This is a genomic window from Paraburkholderia sp. WC7.3g (genome assembly GCF_050436345.1).
In the GTDB taxonomy this organism is placed as follows: Bacteria; Pseudomonadota; Gammaproteobacteria; order Burkholderiales; family Burkholderiaceae; genus Paraburkholderia; species Paraburkholderia podalyriae.
Genome location: NZ_JBNDMA010000002.1, coordinates 339,576 through 356,824 on the forward strand (window position 1 = coordinate 339,576; position 17,249 = coordinate 356,824).

The 17,249-nt window shown below is 65.8% G+C and carries 10 protein-coding genes and 2 riboswitches; of the genes, 8 read left to right on the forward strand and 2 right to left on the reverse strand.

All coding sequences use genetic code 11. The features are described from left to right. Positions 1-182: 182 nt before the first annotated feature. From OKW43_RS13070 to OKW43_RS13105, 8 genes are all read left to right on the forward strand, one after another. A complete protein-coding gene (locus OKW43_RS13070; protein WP_429447729.1) occupies positions 183-1,232 on the forward strand; it encodes an oxidoreductase in 1,050 nt (349 codons plus the stop codon). Between the two features lie 216 nt (positions 1,233-1,448). Beyond that, positions 1,449-1,799 carry a hypothetical protein gene (locus OKW43_RS13075; protein WP_187632478.1) on the forward strand — a complete coding sequence of 117 codons (351 nt, stop codon included), beginning with the start codon at positions 1,449-1,451 and terminating at the stop codon, positions 1,797-1,799. 242 nt (positions 1,800-2,041) lie between these two features. Beyond that, positions 2,042-2,144, forward strand: a riboswitch (glycine riboswitch). Positions 2,145-2,165: 21 nt separating this feature from the next. Next, positions 2,166-2,326, forward strand: a riboswitch (glycine riboswitch). Positions 2,327-2,406: 80 nt separating this feature from the next. Continuing rightward, positions 2,407-3,525, forward strand: a complete 1,119-nt coding sequence (gcvT, locus tag OKW43_RS13080) for a glycine cleavage system aminomethyltransferase GcvT (RefSeq protein ID WP_429447731.1) — start codon at positions 2,407-2,409, stop codon at positions 3,523-3,525. Between the two features lie 60 nt (positions 3,526-3,585). After that, positions 3,586-3,966 (forward strand): glycine cleavage system protein GcvH, encoded by a 381-nt coding sequence (gene gcvH / locus OKW43_RS13085; protein WP_187632476.1) that lies wholly within the window; start codon positions 3,586-3,588, stop codon positions 3,964-3,966. A 94-nt stretch (positions 3,967-4,060) separates the two neighbouring features. Next, on the forward strand, positions 4,061-6,997 hold the full coding sequence (gene gcvP / locus OKW43_RS13090) for an aminomethyl-transferring glycine dehydrogenase (protein ID WP_429447733.1): 2,937 nt from the start codon (positions 4,061-4,063) through the stop codon (positions 6,995-6,997). 148 nt (positions 6,998-7,145) lie between these two features. Further along, positions 7,146-8,276, forward strand: coding sequence for an alginate lyase family protein (locus OKW43_RS13095; protein WP_429447735.1), 1,131 nt, complete (start codon positions 7,146-7,148; stop codon positions 8,274-8,276). A gap of 27 nt (positions 8,277-8,303) precedes the next feature. Then, a complete protein-coding gene (locus tag OKW43_RS13100; RefSeq protein ID WP_187632473.1) occupies positions 8,304-9,692 on the forward strand; it encodes an L-serine ammonia-lyase in 1,389 nt (462 codons plus the stop codon). A 238-nt stretch (positions 9,693-9,930) separates the two neighbouring features. Continuing rightward, positions 9,931-11,664: a thiamine pyrophosphate-binding protein gene (locus tag OKW43_RS13105; RefSeq protein ID WP_429447737.1), complete on the forward strand. Its 1,734-nt coding sequence runs from the start codon at positions 9,931-9,933 to the stop codon at positions 11,662-11,664. 99 nt (positions 11,665-11,763) lie between these two features. On the opposite strand, the gene OKW43_RS13110 is transcribed toward OKW43_RS13105, so the two are convergent. Continuing rightward, positions 11,764-12,912 carry a branched-chain amino acid ABC transporter substrate-binding protein gene (locus tag OKW43_RS13110; protein ID WP_187632471.1) on the reverse strand — a complete coding sequence of 383 codons (1,149 nt, stop codon included), beginning with the start codon at positions 12,910-12,912 and terminating at the stop codon, positions 11,764-11,766. A gap of 87 nt (positions 12,913-12,999) precedes the next feature. Then, positions 13,000-16,938 carry a trifunctional transcriptional regulator/proline dehydrogenase/L-glutamate gamma-semialdehyde dehydrogenase gene (gene putA / locus OKW43_RS13115; RefSeq protein WP_187632470.1) on the reverse strand — a complete coding sequence of 1,313 codons (3,939 nt, stop codon included), beginning with the start codon at positions 16,936-16,938 and terminating at the stop codon, positions 13,000-13,002. Between the last annotated feature and the right edge of the window lie 311 nt (positions 16,939-17,249).

A 17,249-nucleotide genomic window follows, 5' to 3' on the forward strand; every position in this document is an offset into this window, starting at 1 on the left:
GTGCGATGTTAACATGGACACCCCCGATGAACACCCTCGATGAACCGGGCGCCCCGACAGACTGCGCGCGAGGCCGGCCCCAATGCTGAGCCCCGAGCCCAGCCCACCAATGCCACAATAATGAGATTGCGCGCCGCCGCCGCGGTGGCAAAGCGGCGCGCCGCTCCTCCAGGAAGACTCGCATGTCCGCATCGCTGAAAATTGGATTGATGGGCTACGGCTTCGCCGGCGCGACGTTTCACGCACCGGTGATCGAACATTGCGGACGCGCGAAGGTCGCCGCGATCGCGACCGGGCAGTCCGAGCGCGCGCGCGCCGACTATCCGCACGCGAAAATCGTCGCCGATCTCGACGCGCTGCTCGCGCACGACGACATCGACTGCATCGTGATCGCGACACCCAACGACACGCACTTCGACCTCGCGCGCCGCACGCTCGAAGCGGGCAAGCACGTGGTCGTCGACAAGCCGGTCACGCTGAACGCCGCCGACGCCCACACGCTTGCCAATATCGCGCTCGCGCGCGGCAAGCTGTCCGCGCCCTTTCACAATCGCCGTTGGGACGGCGATTTTCTGACCGTGCGGGATCTGCTCGCGCGCGTGGAACTGGGTCGCGTCACGCATTTCGAATCGCATTTCGACCGCTTCCGGCCCGGCGTGCGTCAGCGCTGGCGCGAAGACGTGACGCGCGGTGGCGGCCTGCTGTTCGATCTCGGCCCGCATCTGATCGACCAGGCGCTCGCCCTGTTCGGCGCACCGCAGACTGTGTCGGCGACGGTGCGCTCGCATCGCGACGACGCGAGCGCGCCCGACTACGTGCACATCCAGCTCGGCTACGACGAGTTTGAGGTCGTGCTGCACGCAAGCGCGCTGACGGCATTGCCCGGGCCGCGCTTTGCGATCCACGGCACGCGCGGCAGCTATGTGAAGTACGGGCTCGACACCCAGGAAGATCAGCTGAAAGCCGGTCTGCGCCCCGGCGACGAAGGCTTCGGCGCCAACAATGCCGCTGGCGTTCGGCGCGTGCTCGAAGGCGACCAGGAAGTCGAGCGCGAATTGCCGACCCGCAACGGCGAGTACGCCGGCTTCTATATCGCGTTGGCCGACGCGATCCAGAACGGCATCACGTTTCCGATCAGCGCGCGCGACGCGGTCGACGTCATGACGATCATCGAACTGGCCGCGCGCAGCTCCGAGCAGGGCGTGCGGCTGCCGTTCGAGCGGATTCGCTGAGCCGAGCCCGCGCTGGGCGCCTACCCCGCACCACGCTGTTTTGTGTACCAAAACGGGGCGATCTTTGGGGCCGCGAAGGCCGTCGGCGCGGACTTTCCTGACGTTCCGGAAAGGAACATAACGTTACAACTTCGCCCGCTGCCGAGTCAGCGGGCGTTCCTCCTCATCCGTTGCTAGCGGTAGCAACCCAACACGACAACGACTCCGGGAGAATCCATGTCTCGAATCATCCGTGCCCTTGCCGCATGTGCGCTGCTCGGCTCCGTCGCCGCCTGCGTGGTGACGCCCCCGCCAGCGCCGCATGCGGGCCCCACTCCGCAGCAGATCGGGGATCAGCGCCTGCATCAGGTCGACGGCCGCATCGACAATCTGGCGCACCGTATCGATAACCGCGTGAATCAGGGCTATTACCCGCCGCCGCAAGGCGCAGCGTTGCATCACCGTCTCGAGACGATCCGCCAGGAAGCGCATGACATGGCCGGCCAGCATGGCGGCGGTTTGTCCGCGGAAGAACAGCGCGTGTTGAACCAGGAGCTCGATAACGCTGCTCATGCGATCGGCGAGTGAGCCGGCGGGTGAGCCGGCGAATCAGCCGGCGAATCAGTCGGCAATCCGGGGCGGCAAACCAACTGCCAGGTGAGCAACCACTACCTCTGATCGCGCGGTGACGGATAGCACCGGGAGCGGCAACACCAAAGCGCGGGCCCCACGGTCCGCGCGTTTCTTTTGGACCTCCCGAACCGCCGCGCCCACCCTCACACCGCTGTCGGGCCTTTATTTGACAAGCCCCGGCCCGTCGCGTAAATTCGCCGCACGCGTCGGGAGAGCGCGCTGGCAGGCGAAAAATCGCAGGCCGCGCCGCCGAAGGGGCACACCCGCAAACTCTCAGGCAAAAGGACCGACCGCGTCGAAAGAACCCGCCTTGCGGCGGTTTTTTCGCACTCTGGAGAGCGGCAGTAGCCATCCGCGTCGCACATCGTGCACCGCAGGCAGGCTGCCCACCGAAGGGGCGCGCGTTTCACCGTGACGGATCGAGCTCATCGAGCAAATCGCGGCAGCGCAATCTCTCAGGTATCGAGGACAGAGGGGCCATGCAGGACCACGCTCGCAGGCATCGCGCCGCGAGGCGTTGCCCCGCATGGCCTTTTTTGTTTCGCGAGACGCCCGAGGCCCCATGACCGAACTCAAACACACCCCGCTCCACGCCGCTCACCGCGCGCTCCATGCCCGCATGGTCGACTTCGGCGGCTGGGACATGCCCGTCAACTACGGCTCGCAGATCGACGAACATCGCGCGGTGCGCACCGACGCGGGCATGTTCGACGTGTCCCACATGTGCGTGGTCGACTTCGTCGGCGATCGAGTACGCGCGTTCTTCGAATACGCGCTCGCCAACAACGTCGCGAAACTGCAAACGCCGGGCCGCGCGCTCTACTCCTGCATGCTGAATCCAAACGGCGGCGTGATCGACGACCTGATCGTCTATTACTTCGGCGAAGACGACTTCCGCGTGGCCGTCAACGCCGGCACTGCCGACAAAGACATCGCCTGGTTCGGCCAGCTCAATGCCGAGGGCGGCTTCGGCCTCACCATCACGCCGCGCCGCGATCTGGCGATCGTCGCCGTGCAAGGCCCGAACGCGCGCGAAAAAACCTGGCAAACCGTGCCAGCGGCGCGCGCCGCGACCGAAGCGATGAAGCCGTTCAACGCCGCGCGCGTCGACGGCACGCCGTTCGGCGAGCTGACCGTCGCGCGCACCGGCTATACCGGCGAAGACGGCTTCGAGATCATTGTGCCGGCAAGCCACGTCGAAGCGCTGTGGAACGCACTCGCCGGCCAAGGCGTGCGCCCGGCCGGTCTCGGCGCCCGCGACACGCTTCGCCTCGAAGCCGGCATGAACCTGTACGGCCAGGACATGGACGACAATGTCTCGCCGCTCGACGCCGGCCTCGCATGGACCGTCGACCTCACCTCACCGCGCGACTTCGTCGGCAAGAGCAGCCTCGAAGCCGACGGCTCGCGCGCCGCGTTCGTCGGCCTGATCCTGCTGAAGGAAAACGGCAAGGCCGCGGGCGTGCTGCGCGCGCATCAGAAAGTCGTCACGCCGCACGGCGACGGCGAAATCACTAGCGGCACGTTCTCGCCGACCATGCAGGAATCGATCGCCTTCGCGCGCGTGCCGAAAGGCGTGCAGCCGGGCGACACCGTGCACGTCCAGATTCGCGGCAAAGCCTGCCCCGCAAGCGTGGTAAAACTGCCGTTCGTGCGCAACGGCAAGGTGCTGGCGGTCTAAGCGGCCGACGCACGCCCCCTAATTCAAACCACTACCGAACATACCGTTCAGGAGCATCCGATGAGCATCCCGGCCGATCTGAAATACACCGAATCGCACGAATGGGTCCGCACCGAAGCGGACGGCACGCTGACGGTCGGCATCACCGACCACGCGCAGGAAGCGCTCGGCGACATCGTCTTCTTCGAAGTTCAGGAACTGGGCAAGTCCGTGACCGCGGGCGACACCGTCGCCGTGATCGAATCGGTGAAGGCAGCTTCGGACATCTACGCGCCGGTTTCGGGCGAAGTCATCGAAGCGAACACGGCCATCGCCGACTCGCCGGACACGGTCAACAGCACGCCGTACGACAGCTGGCTGTTCAAGATCAAGCCGACCGCTGACGCGTCGCTCGAGCGTCTGATCGACGCCGACGCGTACGCGAAGTCGATCGGCGCGTGAGTCCCGACCTGACTCGCTGCCTGATTCACCTTCCGTTTTAACCGTCAGGCGCGGCGCTCGCACAACGGCGCGCGCCGCGCCGCCAGGAACACCCATGAAGCTCGAACACCCGGACCGTCTGATGAACCGCACTCCTCTCTCGCTCGCCGCGCTCGAAGTGCATGACGCCTTCGCGGAACGGCACATCGGCCCGGATACGGCCGACCAGCATGCGATGCTCGAAGCGCTCGGCTTCGCGTCGCGCGCGGCATTGATCGACGCAGTCATCCCGAAGGCGATCCGCCGCACCGAAACGCTGCCGCTCGGCCCCTTCGCGCAGCCAAAGAGCGAAGCCGAGGCGCTCGCCGCGCTGCGCGAGCTCGCGGACCAGAACCAGGTGTTCCGCTCCTACATCGGCCAGGGTTATTACAACGCCCACACGCCGACGGTGATCCTGCGCAACGTGCTGGAAAATCCCGCGTGGTACACCGCCTACACGCCGTATCAGCCGGAGATCTCCCAAGGCCGTCTGGAAGCGCTGCTGAACTTCCAGCAGATGGTCACCGACCTGACCGGACTCTCGATCTCCAACGCGTCGCTGCTCGACGAGGCGACCGCCGCCGCCGAAGCGATGACGCTGCTGCAACGCGTCGGCAAACCGAAGTCGAATGTGTTCTTCGTTGCCGACGACGTGCTGCCGCAAACCATCGAAGTCGTGAAGACGCGCGCGACGCCGGTCGGCATCGAAGTGAAAGTCGGCCCGGCCGATCAAGCAGCCAACGCCAACGCTTTCGGCGTGCTGCTCCAATACCCGGGCGTGAACGGCGACGTGCGCGACTACCGCGCGCTCACCGAGGCGATCCACGCGGCGGGCGGCCATGTGGTCGCGGCCGCCGACCTGCTCGCGCTGACGCTGCTCACGCCTCCGGGCGAATGGGGCGCGGACGTGGCCGTCGGCAATACGCAGCGTTTCGGCGTGCCGGTCGGCTTCGGCGGACCGCATGCCGCCTACCTCGCGGTGCGCGACGAATTCAAGCGGCAGATGCCGGGGCGCCTGGTCGGCGTGACCGTCGACGCGCAGGGCAACTCCGCGCTGCGCCTCGCGCTGCAAACGCGCGAGCAGCACATCCGCCGCGAGAAGGCGACCTCGAACGTGTGTACCGCGCAGGCGCTGCTCGCAATCATGGCGAGCATGTACGCGGTCTATCACGGACCGCGCGGTCTGAAGACGATCGCGCTGCGCGTGAACCGCGTCGCCACGCTGCTCGCCGAAGGCGCGAAGCAACTCGGCTACACGCTCGCGAACGAGACCTTCTTCGACACGCTCACGTTTAGCAGCGGCGCGCGCACGCAAGCGCTGCACGACGCAGCGAAGGCGAAGCGCATCAACCTGCGCCGTGTCAGCGCCACGCAAGTCGGCGTGTCGGTCGACGAAACCACCACGCGCGGCGATCTCGCCGATCTGCTCGCGGTATTCGCGCAGGCGGCGGGCGTCAGCGACGTGCCGCAAGTCGACGCGCTCGACTCGGCACTGAGCGCATCGAACACCGCGTCGGTGCCGGCCGCGCTCGAACGCACGAGCGCGTACCTCACGCATCACGTGTTCAATCGACACCATTCGGAAACGGAAATGCTGCGCTATCTGCGCAGCCTGTCGGACAAGGACCTCGCGCTCGACCGCTCGATGATCCCGCTCGGCTCCTGCACGATGAAGCTGAACGCGACCTCGGAAATGCTGCCGGTCACGTGGCCCGAGTTCGGTCAGATCCATCCGTTCGCGCCGGCCGGGCAAACCGTCGGCTATCGCAAGATGATCGATCAGCTCGAACAGATGCTGGTCACCGCGACCGGCTATGCGGCCGTATCGCTGCAGCCGAACGCGGGCTCGCAGGGCGAGTACGCGGGTCTGCTGATCATTCATGCGTATCACGCGTCGCGCGGCGAAGCGCATCGCAACGTCTGTCTGATTCCCGCTTCGGCGCACGGCACGAACCCGGCGTCGGCGCAGATGGCCGGCATGCAGGTCGTGGTCGTGGCATGCGACGCGCAGGGCAACGTCGATATCGAAGATCTGAAGAAGAAGGCCGCGCAGCATGCCGACACGCTCGCGGCGATCATGATCACGTATCCGTCGACGCACGGCGTGTTCGAACAGAACGTCCGCGAAATCTGCGAGATCGTGCATGCGCACGGCGGCCAGGTGTACGTGGATGGCGCGAACATGAACGCGATGGTCGGCCTGTGCGCGCCGGGCCAGTTCGGCGGCGACGTCTCGCACCTGAACCTGCACAAGACCTTCTGCATTCCGCACGGCGGCGGCGGACCGGGCGTCGGTCCGGTCGCGGTCGGCGCGCATCTCGCGCAGTTCCTGCCGAACCAGACTTCGTCGGGCTACGAGCGCGCGCCGCAAGGCATCGGCGCGGTATCGGCCGCGCCGTACGGCTCGGCGTCGATTCTGCCGATCTCGTGGATGTACATCGCGATGATGGGCGCGAAGAACCTGGCCGCCGCGACCGAAACCGCGATCCTCAACGCGAACTACGTCGCGAACAAACTCGCACCGCACTATCCGGTGTTGTATTCGGGCCCTGGCGGCCTCGTCGCGCACGAGTGCATTCTCGATCTGCGTCCGATCAAGGACACGAGCGGCATCACCGTCGACGACGTCGCCAAGCGCCTCGCCGACTACGGCTTCCACGCACCGACGATGAGCTTCCCAGTGCCGGGCACGCTGATGGTCGAGCCGACCGAATCGGAGTCGAAGGAAGAGCTCGACCGCTTCATCGAGGCGATGATCGCGATCCGCGAGGAAATCCTCGCGGTCGAGGAAGGCCGCTCGGACCGCGAGGACAATCCGCTGAAGCACGCGCCGCACACGGCGGCGGTCGTGATCGCCGACGACTGGAAGCATGCGTATGCGCGCGAGACCGCCGCCTATCCGCTGAAGACGCTGATCGCGAACAAGTACTGGCCGCCGGTCGGCCGCGCGGACAACGTGTACGGCGATCGCAACCTGTTCTGCTCGTGCGTGCCGATCGCGGACTACGAGTAAGCAGCGCCCGCCGCCGGCCACCAAAGCAGCCCAGGTGAGCAGGCGGCGCGGCGTGGTGAAGGTCCGTCGGCGTCCGCGCGCGGTCCTGTCGTTGCAAGCCGCAACCGGCTAACATCACACACCGAATCAGCCTAATGAGGAGTTTCGCATGGCGCGAAAGGTGCGATTGATGCACAGCCGGGCAGAGGCCGCAGGCGCCCGTCCGTGGCGACCCGCTTACGCGATGCTGCTGGCCGGCGCGGCCGCGTTGCTGCCGCTGCGCGAGGCTCAAGCCGCGATGAATTTCTGCGCGGCTCCGGCGCTGCAAACGAGTGAGCGCACCAATGCCGATCCGGGCGTCAAGGCGCTCGTCGCCAATGTGCAGGCGCATCTGAACGAGCAGCCGCATGCGCTCGCCAGATTGCACACCGAGGGCACGCTGCCGCACGAGGGCATCTACGACCAGAGCGTCGAAGCGGAGAAGGATCTCGACCTGCTGCGCGACGCCGCGCTCGCGTGGCGCGCGACCAGCGACGACCGCTTCCTGAAGCTCGCCGATCGTCTGTTGTATGCGTGGGTCACGACGTATCAGCCGAGCTTCGATCCGATCGACGAAACGCGTTTCGAAGGGCTGATTCTCGCGTACGACATGACCGCGAGCGCCTTACCCGTGAAGACGCGCAACGCGGCGATGGCGTTTCTGACGAAGCTCGCGAACGGCTATATCGCGCAGATCGACGCGCAGCCGCGGCCGCTCACGGGCACGTTTCGCAACAATTGGCAAAGCCACCGCATCAAGCTGATCGCGATGGCCGCGTTCACGCTCGACAATCGCAAGATGATCGATGCCGCGCAGCGGCTGTTCGTCGAGCATATCGGCGACAACATTGCGCCGAACGGCGCGACGATCGATTTCGGCGAACGCGACGCGCTGCACTACGTAACCTACGATCTGCAACCGCTCGTGACGGCCGCGCTCGCCGCGCGCCGCCACAACCGCAACTGGCTGCAGGAGAAGGGCACGAACGGCGCGACGCTGCTCGCGGCGCTAAACTGGCTCGTGCCGTTTGCTACCGGCGGCCAGACACATCAGGAATTCGTGCATTCGAACGTCGCGTTCGATGCCAAGCGTCGCGAGGCCGGTTTGCCCGGCTATTCGGGTCAGTGGGATCCGAAGAACGCGACCGAACTGTTTCACCTGGCGGCGCGTCTCGACGGACGCTTTACGCCAGTCGCGCTGCAGCTCGCACCGACGCCGCCCGCGTGGCTCGCCGTGTGTTTGCCGCTGCCGGCGCGCTAAACTCTTTATCTACGGCAGGAGTGGTACATGGCAGTCAGCGTCTTCGATCTCTTCAAAATCGGCATTGGTCCGTCGAGTTCGCATACGGTCGGGCCGATGCGCGCGGCGCTGATGTTCGTCCAGGGACTCGAGCGCGACGGGCTGCTCGATACCACCGCATCGGTGAAAGCGGAGCTGTACGGCTCGCTCGGCGCGACCGGCAAAGGGCACGGCACCGATCGCGGCGTGATGCTCGGCCTGATGGGCGATGCGCCCGACACCGTCGACCCCGGCACCATCGCCCAGCGGCTCGATGCGGTGCGCGTGTCGCGCACGCTTGCGCTGCTCGGCACGCACGACGTGCCGTTCGTGCAGAAAGAGCACATCGCGTTTTATCGCCAGGCGCTGCCCGAGCATCCGAACGGCCTGAAGCTTTTCGCCTTCGATGCGCAAGGCGCGACGCTGCGCGAGTCGACCTACCTGTCGGTCGGTGGCGGCTTCGTCGTGACGGCCGGCGCGCCGAACACGAAAGTGCTGAGCGCCGTCGATCAACTTCCGCATCCGTTTCGCACCGGCAATGAATTGCTCGCGCTGTGCGCGTCGAGCGGCAAGAGCATCGCGCAGCTGATGTGGGAAAACGAGCGCGTCTGGCACAGCGAGGAAGAAACGCGCGCCGGCCTGCTGAAAATCTGGGACGTGATGCAATCGTGCGTCGCGCGCGGGTGCGGCATCAACAATCCCGATGCCGATGGTCACTTGCCCGGCCCGTTTCAGGTCAAGCGGCGCGCGCCGCAACTGTATCGCGCGTTGACGGGCAATCCGGAGCGCGCGTTGCAGGATCCGCTGTCGATGGTCGACTGGATCAATCTGTACGCCATCGCCGTCAACGAAGAGAACGCCGCGGGCGGACGCGTCGTCACCGCGCCGACCAATGGCGCGGCCGGCATCATTCCGGCGGTGCTGCATTACTACACGCGCTTCATGCCGGGCGCGAACGAGCAGGGCGTGATCGACTTCCTGATGACGGCCGCCGCGATCGGCATCCTGTACAAGCTGAACGCGTCGATCTCCGGCGCGGAAGTGGGTTGCCAGGGCGAAGTCGGCGTCGCGTGTTCGATGGCCGCTGGCGCGCTGGCCGCCGTGATGGGCGGCACGCCGAAGCAGGTCGAGAACGCCGCGGAAATCGGCATGGAGCATAACCTCGGTCTCACCTGCGATCCGGTCGGCGGCATGGTGCAGATTCCCTGCATCGAGCGCAATGCGATGGCATCGGTGAAGGCGGTCAACGCCGCGCGCATGGCGTTGCGCGGCGACGGCAGCCACTACGTGTCGCTCGATTCGGTGATCAAGACGATGCGCGAAACCGGCGCGGACATGAAGACCAAGTACAAGGAAACGTCGCGCGGCGGACTCGCGGTGAATATCGTCGAGTGTTGAGTGGTTGAGCGCCGCATTGAATTGCATGCAATCGCATCGGAAAAGCGCGGGCCTTGGGGCCCGCGTTTTCATTTGAGCGATCGCGTCGCGCATCCATCGATCAAACAGTTGCGCTGCGCCATGACAGCGCCCACGTGCCCGGCGTAAGCTGTCGAAGCGCCCATCGGCCGCTGCTGCCTGTTCCGTCGATGCGGCTCCATGCCAACGCACTCACGCCCTGCCAGGAGGCTTCTTCGCAATGTCGCTGCCGAATGCTCCCGCTTCCCATGCCATTTCCGCTTCCGATACCGCACGCACCACCGGCGCGCGCCTCGTCGTCGATGCGCTGCTCACGCACGGCGTCGACCGGGTGTTCTGCGTTCCCGGCGAAAGCTTTCTCGCCGTGCTCGATTCGCTACACGATGAAACCGCGCGTATCCAGACGGTCGTCTGCCGTCACGAAGCCGCGGCGGCGAACATGGCCGAAGCGGTCGGCAAGCTGACCGGCCGCCCGGGTGTCGCGCTCGTCACGCGCGGACCGGGCGCGACGCATGCGTCGATCGGCGTGCACACCGCGTTTCAGGACTCGACGCCGATGATCCTGCTGATTGGCCAATGCGCGCGCGAGCATCTCGATCGCGAGGCGTTCCAGGAGATCGACTATCGACGCATGTTCGGTCAGTTGGCGAAGTGGGTCGCGCAGATCGACGATCCGACGCGGATTCCCGAATATCTGAGCCATGCGTTTCACACGGCTACGTCGGGCCGTCCGGGGCCGGTCGTGCTGGCGCTGCCCGAAGACGTACTGAGCGATGCCTGCGACGCCGTGCCTGGCGCGCCCGCTTATCAGCGCGTGGCGGCGTCGCCGTCGGCCGCACAGATCGCGAAGCTGCGCGAACTGCTCGAAGGCGCGCAACGGCCGATGGTGATCGCTGGCGGCAGCGGCTGGACACCGGCCGCCTGCGCGGACCTGCGGCGCTTTATCGAAAATTGGCAGTTGCCGATCGGCCTCGCGTTCCGCTTCCAGGACACCTTCGATAACGACCATCCGAACTACGCGGGCGACGTCGGTCTCGGCATCAATCCGGCGCTCGCGCAGCGCATTCGCGACGCGGACCTGCTGCTCACGCTCGGTCCGCGGCTCGGCGAAGCGACGACCAACGGCTACACGCTGCTCGACATTCCGAAGACCAGGCAGACGCTCGTGCACGTGCATCAGGGCGCGGACGAACTTGGGCGTGTGTATGCGGCCGATCTGCCGATCGTCTCCGGCATGCCTGAGCTTGCGGCGATGCTTGCGGAGCTGAAGTGGTCGTCGTCCGGCAAGCTCGTCTGGGCCGGCGCCGCTGAGCAAGCGCATCGCGCGTATCTGGAATGGCGCAAGCCGCGCCCGATTCCCGGCGACGTGCAGATGGGCGAAGTGATCCAGCAATTGCGCGCGCACTTGCCCGACGACGCGATCGTCACGAACGGTGCGGGCAATTACGCGACGTGGCTGCATCGACATTTCTCGTATCGACACTTCCGCTCACAGCTCGCGCCGACCAGCGGCGCGATGGGCTACGGCGTGCCGGCGGCGCTCGCGGCGAAGTCGCTCTATCCGCAACGCGCGGTGGTCGCGCTCGCTGGCGACGGCTGCTTCATGATGGCCGCGCAGGAGCTTGCGACAGCGATGCAGTACGACCTGCGCGTGCTGTTCATCGTCGTCAACAACAGTCACTTCGGCACGATCCGCATGCATCAGGAGCGGCACTATCCGCTTCGCGTGCACGGCACGGCTCTCACGAATCCGGACTTCGCGGCATTCGCGCGATCGTTCGGCGCACATGGCGAAACCGTTGAACGCACCGGGGATTTTCTGCCGGCGTTGCAACGCGCGATCGAATCGCAGTTGCCGGCCGTGATCGAGATTCGCATGCCGCAGGAAGCGAGCACGCCCGCGGCGACGCTCGAGATGATTCGTGAGCAGGGGAGGAAGATGCGCGGTGAGTGAAGATGGTCCGCGTGGCCTGCCTGGGCGTCAACCGCGCAGCCGATAAAAAACCCCGCCGAAGCGGGGTTTTTTATCATTCAAACGCGGTCGGCAAAAGACTTACTTGCCGCCCACGCTTTGCAGCGTCGTCCACTTGCCATCGACGACCTTGTACAGCGTGATACCGCCGTTCTTCAGATCGCCGTGCTGGTCGTACGCGAGGTCAGCCGACGTCACGGCCGGCTTCGACGTCTTCGCGAGCACCGGCAGGTACTTGGCCGGATCGGTCGAGTTCGCGGTCTTCATCGCGGTGAACATCGCCATCGCGCCATCGTAGGCGTACGGCGAATACGTCTGCACGTCTTCGTTGAAGCGCGCCTTGTACTTCTCGACGTACGCCTTGCCACCCGGCATTTCATCGAGCGGCAGACCGGCGAGCGAGGCCACTGTGCCGTTCGCCGCGTCGCCGGCGAGCTTGATGAAGGTCGGCGTGTGGACCATTTCGCCGCCCATCAGCGGGGCCTTCACACCGAGCTGCTTCATCTGCTTGACCATCGGTGCCGCTTGCGAATCCGCGCCGCCGTAGTAGATCAGATCCGGGTTTGTCGACTTCAGCTTGGTCAGGATCGACTTGAAGTCGACGGCCTTGTCGTTCGTGTATTCACGATCGACGATCGTCGCGCCCGCCGCCTTCGCAGCCTTCTCGAACTGATCGGCAAGACCCTGGCCGTAAGCGGTGCGATCGTCGACGATCGCGATCTTCTTCATGCCGAGGTTCTTCACCGCGAACGTGCCGGCCACCGAGCCTTGCTGCGTGTCGGACGTCATCATGCGGAAGGTGGTCTTGAAACCCTGCTGCGTGTATTCCGGCGCGGTCGCCATCGCGACCTGCGGAATGCCCGCGTTCGCGTAGATGCGCGAGGCCGGAATCGTCGTGCCCGAGTTGAAGTGGCCGAGCATGCCCTTGATGCCGTCATCCACGAGCTTTTGCGCGACCGTCGTGCCGGTGCGCGGGTCTGCCTGGTCGTCGGCCGAATCGAGCACGATGTGAACCTGCTTGCCGCCGATCACCGGCTTGGTCGCGTTGAAATCTTCGACCGCGAGCGTGATGCCGTTCTGGAAGTCCTTGCCGTAGTGCGCCTGTGCGCCCGTCATCGGACCGGCGAAACCGATTTTCACGTCTTCCGTCGATTGCGCGTTGGCCGTCCCCGCCAGCGACATGGCGGCAACCAGAGCTGCGCCTGCCAGCTGTTTCATTTTGTGTTGCATAGCTTCTCCTTGATACCAGGTGTGGATGAAGCGGATTCGGGGTCGCCGTGCCGCTTCCGTTCTATTGAATGGACCGCCGAGGTTGGCTCAGCCGATCGTCATCAAATTCGCATTGCCGCCTGCCGCCGCGGTGTTCACGCTGACCGAGCGCTCGGTGAGCAGACGCTCGAGCGCGTAGTCCTCGTCGCCGCTCGCCAGCGCACGAGCCGCGACGCCCTGCACCGACACGATCGGCCCCGCGCGCTTCGCGACCTCCTTCACGAGCGCGAGCAGCTCATCGCTGTCGCCTTCGAACAGCACGGCGTCGAACGGCGCATCGGCGTTCTTCTTGACGCTCGCGTGCGCCTTCAGCGACGCGGGCAGTTGCGAGACCAATTGTTCACCGGCCGCGCCTTCGAACAACGCACGATTTCCCGTCGCCAGCGCCGCCGCGAATTGCACGCGCGCGCCGCTCGCCGTCGACGCGATACACAGCACCGTGCCACGCGGACCGAGCGTATACGTGTTGCGCTCGCCGGTCGGCCCCGACAGCACCGCGGTCGCGCCCGCCGGCACATGCGTCAGATAGCCATCGCAACGCGCGGCGAGCTGCGGCTCGCGCTCGGCGATCAGCCAGTCGCGCAACGCGCTCAGCGCGGCCGCCGGATTGTCGCGCTTTTCCGTCGTCTGCGGTACTTCGGCCACCAGCGCCTGCGCGAGCGACTTCGGCAAACCAGCCGGCCGCGTCGCGAGCAGACGCTGCAGATACAGCGCGCCACCGGCCTTCGGTCCCGTGCCCGACAGCCCTTCGCCGCCGAACGGCTGCACGCCGACCACCGCGCCGATCACGTTGCGGTTCACGTAGATGTTGCCCACGTGTGCGCGGCTGATCACGTGCGCGATCGTTTCGTCGATGCGCGTGTGGATGCCGAGCGTCAAACCGTAACCCGTCGCGCGAATCTGTTCGAGCAGCTTGTCGAGCTGACTGCGGCGATAGCGCACCACATGCAGCACCGGGCCGAATACTTCGCGCTTCAGCTCGTCGATGCTGTCGAGCTCGATCAGCGTCGGCGGCACGAAGGTGCCTTGCGTCGCGCCGTCCGGCAGCGTCAGTTGCTCTACCTTGCGGCCCTTGTCGCGCATCGCCGCGATGTGGGCGTCGATGCCGCGCTTCGCGTCGAGGTCGATCACCGGGCCGACGTCGGTCGACAGCCGGTCCGGGTTGCCGAGCGCGAGTTCGCGCATCGCGCCTGTCAGCATTTCGAGCGTGCGGTCCGCGACATCGTCCTGCAAACAAAGAACGCGCAACGCCGAACACCGTTGACCGGCAGAGTCGAAAGACGATTGCAGCACGTCGGCGACGACCTGCTCGGCAAGTGCCGACGAGTCGACGATCATCGCGTTCTGGCCGCCGGTTTCGGCGATCAGCGGAATCGGCTTGCCATCCGGATCGAGTCGGCCGGACAGCGTCTTGTTGATCAGACGCGCGACTTCGGTCGAACCGGTGAACATCACCGCACGCGTGCGCGGATCGGCGACCAGCGCGGCGCCAACCGTCTCGCCATTGCCAGGCAGCAGCTGCACCGCGCCCGCCGGCACGCCCGCTTCGCGCAGAATCCGCACCGCCTGTGCCGCGATCAGCGGCGTCTGCTCGGCCGGTTTCGCGAGCACCGTGTTGCCAGCCGCGAGCGCGGCGGCCACCTGCCCCATGAAAATCGCCAGCGGGAAATTCCACGGACTGATACAGACCACCGGACCGAGCGGCCGATGCGTGTCGTTCGAAAACTCGTCACGGATCTGCGTCGAGTAGTAGCGCAGGAAGTCGATCGCCTCGCGGATTTCCGCGACCGCGTTGGCGAGCGATTTACCCGCTTCGCGCACCACGAGGCCCATCAGCGTGTGCATCTGCGCTTCGAGCACATCGGCGGCACGCGCGAGGCAATCGGCGCGCGCCTCGACTGGCGTCGCTTGCCAGATCGGCGCGGCGGCCACGGCATGGCCAAGCGCGGCGCTCACGTGCTCCGCCGTCGCTTCGACGACCGTGCCGACGAGATCACGCTGGTCGGCCGGGTTGCGCACGTCACGCCCAGCGCCGACCGCGATCTGGTTGTCTTCGAGCATCGGCGCGGCGCGCCACGGATGATGCGCGCTCGCGAGCAGCGCCGACGACAGCGACGCGAGTCGATGTTCGTTCGACAGATCAAGGCCCATCGAATTGAGCCGCTCGGCGCCGTACAGATTGCGCGGCAGCGGGATACGTGCGTGTGGCGCGCCGAGCGGCACGATCCTCGACGCCTCCTCGACCGGATCGGCGACCAGGTCGTTGATCGCGACGGATTCGTCGGCGATGCGATTCACGAACGACGTATTCGCGCCGTTCTCGAGCAACCGGCGCACGAGGTACGCGAGCAGCGTCTCATGCGTGCCGACCGGTGCGTACACGCGGCACGGGCGGTTCAGCTTTCCAGCGGACAGCGGGCCGGTGACTTCTTCGTACAGCGGCTCGCCCATGCCGTGCAGGCACTGGAACTCGTACTGGCCGGGGTAGTAGTTGTTGCCCGCGAGGTGATAGATCGCCGACAGCGTATGCGCGTTGTGCGTCGCGAACTGCGGGTAGACGGCATCGGGCGCGCCGAGCAGTTTTTTCGCGCAGGCGAGATACGACACGTCGGTGTAGATCTTGCGCGTGTAGACCGGATAGCCTTCGAGGCCGTCGACCTGCGCGCGTTTGATTTCCGAATCCCAGTACGCGCCCTTGACGAGCCGCACCATGACGCGGTGACGGCTGCGGCGCGCAAGATCGATCAGATAGTCGATCACGAACGGGCAGCGCTTCTGATACGCCTGCACGACGAAGCCTATACCGTTCCAGCCTTGCAGCTCCGGATCGAAGCACAGCGCTTCGAGCAGATCGAGCGACAGTTCCAGGCGGTCGGCTTCCTCGGCGTCGATATTGAGGCCGATGTCGTAGCGGCGCGCGAGGATCGCGAGCGAGCGCACGCGCGGCAGCAGCTCGCTCATCGTGCGTTCCTGCTGCGCGCGCGAGTAGCGCGGATGCAGCGCCGACAGCTTGATCGAGATGCCCGGGCCTTCGTAGATGCCGCGGCCGCCCGCAGCCTTGCCGATCGCGTGGATCGCCTGCTCGTACGACGCGTAGTAGCGCTGCGCGTCGGCCTCGGTGGTGGCTGCTTCGCCGAGCATGTCGTACGAATAGCGGAAACCGCGTGCCTCGTACTTGCGGCTGTTCGCGAGTGCTTCGGAGATGTTCTCTCCGGTCACGAACTGCTCGCCCATCAGGCGCATCGCCATGTCGACGCCCTTGCGGATCAGCGGCTCGCCGCCCTTGCCAATCAGGCGCGTGAGCGCCGACGACAGGTTCGCCTCGCTATTGGTCGTCACCAGCTTGCCGGTGATCATCAGCCCCCAGGTCGCCGCATTGACGAATAACGACGGCGCCTGGCCGACGTGCGATTTCCAGTCGCCTTTGCTGATCTTGTCGCGGATCAGTGCGTCGCGGGTCGCGCGGTCGGGGATGCGCAGCAGCGCCTCGGCGAGGCACATCAGCGCAACGCCTTCCTGGCTCGACAGCGAAAATTCGTGGATCAGCCCTTCGACGCCGCCGCCCTTGCTCTTCGAGCGCAGCGTTTCGACGAGCTTGCCGGCCAGCGCCTGTACGTCGCCCGCGAGGTTGGCGGGCAAACGCGCCTGGCCGAGCAGGAACGGCACGCACTCGGGTTCGGGGCGGCGATACGCGGCGGTGATCGCCGCGCGCAGCACCGACTGCGGTTGCACGTTCTGCGCGAAATCGAGAAACGGATGCGACGCGCCGTCTTCCTCGCTCTCGACCGCCGCGCCGTCGGCGAGGTCGGCCGTCCCGGCCGCACCCGATAGCTCGGGCGGCAACTGGCCGTGCTCGATCTTTTCGAGGTACGCGAAGATCGCCTGCTTGATCAACCAGTGCGGGGTGCGCTCCAGGCGGGTGGCGGCATCTTTGAGCCGGGAACGCAGGAGGTCGTCGACCTTGACGCCAAGAGTGGTGCTAGCCATGTTTCCTTCTTTGATACCGGGCGCGAGCCTGGCGAAAGACTAAAAGTTGGGCGAATCGTACGCCTCCAAATAAAAAGGTGCAACCAAACCCGGTCAATGGTTGCACCCCGCCAGAAGCCTTGGTGGGCGCGGGTTTCCGGAAGATGGCCGGCACTCGGGCCAGTGAGTATGCGATCGGTATTTTCCCTGGCGTGATTCTTTTTGAAATAAGCCTTATCAAACGACTTCGCGCGCCGATATACAGAAGCACGGCGACGAGCGGCCCGAAACGTCGGTTTCAGGGCACGCAGAAAAGATAAACGGGGTTCCCG

Excerpts from the sequence above, each read along its gene's own strand:
- OKW43_RS13110 (WP_187632471.1), bottom strand. The coding sequence starts at position 12,912 with ATGCAACACAAAATGAAACAGCTGGCAGGCGCAGCTCTGGTTGCCGCC.
- OKW43_RS13095 (WP_429447735.1), top strand. The coding sequence starts at position 7,146 with ATGGCGCGAAAGGTGCGATTGATGCACAGCCGGGCAGAGGCCGCAGGC.
- gcvT (WP_429447731.1), top strand. The coding sequence starts at position 2,407 with ATGACCGAACTCAAACACACCCCGCTCCACGCCGCTCACCGCGCGCTC.
- OKW43_RS13075 (WP_187632478.1), top strand. The coding sequence starts at position 1,449 with ATGTCTCGAATCATCCGTGCCCTTGCCGCATGTGCGCTGCTCGGCTCC.
- putA (WP_187632470.1), bottom strand. The coding sequence starts at position 16,938 with ATGGCTAGCACCACTCTTGGCGTCAAGGTCGACGACCTCCTGCGTTCC.
- OKW43_RS13105 (WP_429447737.1), top strand. The coding sequence starts at position 9,931 with ATGTCGCTGCCGAATGCTCCCGCTTCCCATGCCATTTCCGCTTCCGAT.
- gcvP (WP_429447733.1), top strand. The coding sequence starts at position 4,061 with ATGAAGCTCGAACACCCGGACCGTCTGATGAACCGCACTCCTCTCTCG.
- gcvH (WP_187632476.1), top strand. The coding sequence starts at position 3,586 with ATGAGCATCCCGGCCGATCTGAAATACACCGAATCGCACGAATGGGTC.
- OKW43_RS13100 (WP_187632473.1), top strand. The coding sequence starts at position 8,304 with ATGGCAGTCAGCGTCTTCGATCTCTTCAAAATCGGCATTGGTCCGTCG.
- OKW43_RS13070 (WP_429447729.1), top strand. The coding sequence starts at position 183 with ATGTCCGCATCGCTGAAAATTGGATTGATGGGCTACGGCTTCGCCGGC.